Annotated in this window: 4 protein-coding genes; 2 read left to right on the forward strand and 2 right to left on the reverse strand. The window is 71.1% G+C overall.

Features of this window, described 5'->3' with window-relative positions; genetic code table 11:
- Window positions 1–160: 160 nt before the first annotated feature.
- Window positions 161–1,066 carry an alpha/beta fold hydrolase gene (locus H6G99_RS16160; protein ID WP_094584340.1) on the reverse strand — a complete coding sequence of 302 codons (906 nt, stop codon included), beginning with the start codon at window positions 1,064–1,066 and terminating at the stop codon, window positions 161–163.
- Window positions 1,067–1,084: 18 nt separating this feature from the next.
- On the opposite strand from H6G99_RS16160, the gene H6G99_RS16165 reads away from it, so the two are divergent.
- Window positions 1,085–1,468, forward strand: coding sequence for a hypothetical protein (locus H6G99_RS16165; RefSeq protein WP_353617272.1), 384 nt, complete (start codon window positions 1,085–1,087; stop codon window positions 1,466–1,468).
- Between the two features lie 13 nt (window positions 1,469–1,481).
- Here the strand turns inward: H6G99_RS16165 and H6G99_RS16170 are convergent, their stop codons facing one another.
- Window positions 1,482–2,843 carry a cation:proton antiporter gene (locus tag H6G99_RS16170; RefSeq protein ID WP_190612612.1) on the reverse strand — a complete coding sequence of 454 codons (1,362 nt, stop codon included), beginning with the start codon at window positions 2,841–2,843 and terminating at the stop codon, window positions 1,482–1,484.
- A gap of 161 nt (window positions 2,844–3,004) precedes the next feature.
- Between H6G99_RS16170 and H6G99_RS16175 the strand changes: the two genes are divergently transcribed.
- On the forward strand, window positions 3,005–3,731 hold a 727-nt coding region (locus H6G99_RS16175), incomplete at its 3' end, for a glycogen/starch/alpha-glucan phosphorylase (protein ID WP_190612613.1).

Below are 3,731 nucleotides of genomic sequence, written 5' to 3' on the forward strand. Positions count from 1 at the left end.
CGCATCGATGTCCGGCCGGTAGGCAAACCCTCCCCCCTTCCCGCCGGCTCCGGTCGCCGGGACGCTCGCCGACGTGGCGGCTCCGGTGCTCGTGACGGCGGCGATCAACTCGGCCCCCCTGTGTGGTGGGAAATGTACCGACCGGGGGACGCCGCCGGGTTCAGCCGGCGGTCAGCGCGGGAACCGGGCTTTCCACCAGACCCGTCAGCCACTCCAGCAGGGCCCGGTTGACCTGATCGGGCACCTCATCGTGGGGGCAGTGGCCGGCCTCGAGCACCACTTCGGTGGTGCGGGCGGGGGCATGCCGCTGGAAGCTGGCCCGGCGGCCGGCGGCGTTGATCCAGGGGTCCCGGATGCCCCAGAGCAGCAGCAGCGGGGCGCTGAGGTCGGCGAACAGTTCGTCGAGGGGCTGGCCGCGGGGGATGTCGAAGACGGTGCGGAAGACGCCGAAGGCGCCGGGGTCCCGGGAGGGCCGCAGGATCGCCTCCACCAGGGCGTCATCGACGTTGGTGCGGTCGATGTACACCTGATTGAGGGTGCGGCGCACGGTGGCGGGCCGGCGCATGTTCTCGAACAGCAGGCGCTGCAGCACCGGGCTGCGCAGCAGGGCCGCGCCGATGGTGCGGCGGGCGATGGCCCCCCAGCCCCGCGGGGGCTCCTGCTCGTCGCTGAAGGGGCCGGCCGCATTCAGCAGGGCCACGCCGGCGGCCTGATCGCCCAGGGCGGCACCGGCGGCGAGGGCGGCGAAACCGCCGAGGGAGTTGCCCACCAGCACCGTGGGCCGACCGATCCGCTCCGCCACATAGGCGCAGAGCTGGTCGCGCCAGAGGGCGCCGCCGTAGGTGAGGCCAGCGGGTTTGGCGCTGCGGCCGAAGCCGAGCAGATCGATGGCATGGACCTCATGGGTGAGGGCCAGCACGGGGATGTTGAAGCGCCAGTGGTCGGTGGAGGCGCCGAAGCCATGCACCAGCAGGATCGCCGGGCCGGTGGGCTGCTCCGGAGCCGAGTGAATGGCGTGCACCCGATGGCCCAGGAACTGCCAGGGGGTCTCGGGTGACGAAGCCATGGACGCAGCGGTGGCGTGATGAGAGACGATGCTAGGAAGCGCGGCCAGTGCGCGGCCCTGCCCCCCGCGCCTGCCGCCATGCCCGACGCCTTCAGCCTCTCCGACCTGAGCCCGCTGCTGCCGGGGATCGCCCTCTGGGCCCTGGCCCTCTATCTGCCCCTGAGCGTTCCCCTGGCCCGCCTGGAGAAGGTCCTGGCCGAGGGGGCCCTGGAGGAGGGGCTGCAGCAGCTGGTGCTGGTGGGCGGCAGCCTGCTGCTGGCCCTGGCGGTGGGCCTGGTGGTGGAGCTGCTGCTGAGCTGGGCCCTCGGTCCGGGCTGGGCCGGCAGCCTGGGGTTGATCGCCGTCCTGGGCGGCCTGTCGATCGGCCTGGCGGCCGGACGGGACGACGAGCGCCGGCGCTGAGGCGGGGCCGGGATCAGGCGGCCTGCTCGGCAGGGGATGGCTCCGGGGGGTCGGCGGGGACCTCCACGCCGCTGAGCGCCAGCCGCAGCAGCAGGGGCGCCAGGAAGGTGGTGCCGATCACCATCAGCAGGATGGCCGCCTCCAGGGGCGCCGAAAGGATGCCGGCCTGGCTGCCCAGGCCCAGGAAGATCAGGCCCACCTCGCCGCGGGGCATCATCCCCAGGCCCACCACCAGCCGGTTGGTCTTCTCCTTGCTGAGGTAGCTCCAGCCGGCGGCCACCTTGCCGGCGATGGCCACCACCAGCAGGAACAGGGCGACGACCAGGCCTTCGCGGTTGTCGGGGTTGAGGGGATTCATCACCGACAGATCCAGGGAGCTGCCGATCAGCACGAAGAAGACGGTGGCGAACAGGGCCACCAGGGGCTTCACCGACTGCTGGATCGCCTTGGTGTGCTTCGAGGCGCTGAGGATCAGGCCGGCGGCGAAGGCCCCCAGGGCCGCCTCCAGGCCGATCGCCTCGGCGACGAAGCAGCACAGGCCCAGCACCACGAAGCCGGCCACCGCCACCTCCCCCGGCGCCTTGAGGCGGTCGAGGACCCAGTCGAAGGCGGGGGCGGCCGTGCGGCTGAGGAACAGGGCCACCGCCACGAACACCGCCGCCGCCAGCACCAGCTGCAGGATCGGACCGGCCGAAAGCACGCCGTCACCGGAGAGGGCCACCACCACCGCCAGGATCACGATGCCGAAGATGTCGTCGAGCACGGCGGCACCGATGACGGTCTGGCCTTCCCGGGTGCGGAGGAACCCGAGTTCCCCGAAGACACTGGCGGTGATGCCGATGCTCGTGGCGGTCATCGAGGCGCCGGCGAACACCGCCGGAAACATGGGCACATGGAAGAGGAGGTAGAGCCCCGCCGTGCCCAGGGCGAAGGGCAGCACCACACCGGTGAGGGCCACGGTGGTGGCCTGCCGGCCCACCGCCATCAGCTCGTCGAGTTCGCTCTCCAGGCCCGTGAGGAACAGCAGGGCGTAGAGACCCAGCTTGGACGTGGCCTCCAGGGAGGGGAAGCTCTCGGCGTAGATCGTGGCCACCGCCTCCGGGCTGACCCCGGCGCAGGCGCCGATCAGGTCGAGCATGGCCTGGTTGAGCTGGGCGTGGACGTCCGGCGGCAGGATCAGGTGCAGACCGGTGACGCCGACCAGAACGCCCGCCAGCAGTTCCCCGAGGATCGTGGGCAGCCCCAGGCGCACCATCAGCTCCGCCAGGGTCCGGGCCGCCAGGAAGATGACCAGATAGCGCCCCACCTGCAGCAGGGTTTCCACCGTCTCGATCTGGGTGCTGCCGACCTCGAGCAGCAGGCTGGGCGCGACCATGAACGAAATCTGTGGCGAACGGACGCTAAGGGCGTGGGCGCCGGTCACGTGTGCCGTTGCTGATCTCCCAACAGGCCGGGCGAGGGGAATGGCAACCACCGCTACGGTCTGGGAACGCACGGCAAGACCTGTGCCCGAGGGACCACCGCGCGCCGACCGCCATGACCGACCAGCAACCCCGCAACCTCAGCCTGCCCACGCCCGGGTGCTTCGCGGACCCCGATCGCAGCGGCCTGACGGCGACGGACGTGTTCGAAGGCATGACCGAGCACCTCTTCTACACGCTCGGCAAGCTGGCCCCCAGCGCCAGCCGCCACGACCTCTACATGGCGCTCAGCTACGCCGTGCGTGACCGGCTGATGACCCGCTACCTGGCCGGCATCGAGGCCATCGGTGCCAACCCCAAGCGGATCGTCGCCTACCTCTCGGCCGAATTCCTGATCGGCCCCCAGCTCGGCAACAACCTGCTGATGCTCGGCATCCAGCAGGAGGCCGCCGAGGCCCTGCGCCAGTTCGGCATCAATGACATCGAGGAGATCCTCGATGTGGAGGAGGAGCCTGGCCTGGGCAATGGCGGCCTGGGCCGTCTGGCCGCCTGCTTCCTCGAATCCCTCGCCACCCTCGAGGTCCCCGCCACCGGCTACGGCATCCGCTACGAGTTCGGCATCTTCGACCAGCTCATCCGCGACGGCTGGCAGGTGGAGATCACCGACAAGTGGCTCAAGGCCGGCTGGCCCTGGGAGATTCCCCACCCCGACCAGGCCTGTTTCGTCGGCTTCGGCGGCCACACCGAGAGCTACCGCGACCAGAACGGCGCCTACCGGGTGCGCTGGATCCCCGCCGAGCACGCCATCGGCGTCCCCCACGACGTGCCGGTGCTGGGCTACC

It is taken from the genome of Synechococcus sp. FACHB-909 (assembly GCF_014698945.1).
Lineage (GTDB): Bacteria > Cyanobacteriota > Cyanobacteriia > PCC-6307 > Cyanobiaceae > Cyanobium.

Bases quoted from the DNA above. Each gene is read 5' to 3' on its own strand.
- H6G99_RS16160 (WP_094584340.1), bottom strand. From the start codon at position 1,066: ATGGCTTCGTCACCCGAGACCCCCTGGCAGTTCCTGGGCCATCGGGTG.
- H6G99_RS16165 (WP_353617272.1), top strand. From the start codon at position 1,085: ATGAGAGACGATGCTAGGAAGCGCGGCCAGTGCGCGGCCCTGCCCCCC.
- H6G99_RS16170 (WP_190612612.1), bottom strand. From the start codon at position 2,843: ATGGTCGCGCCCAGCCTGCTGCTCGAGGTCGGCAGCACCCAGATCGAG.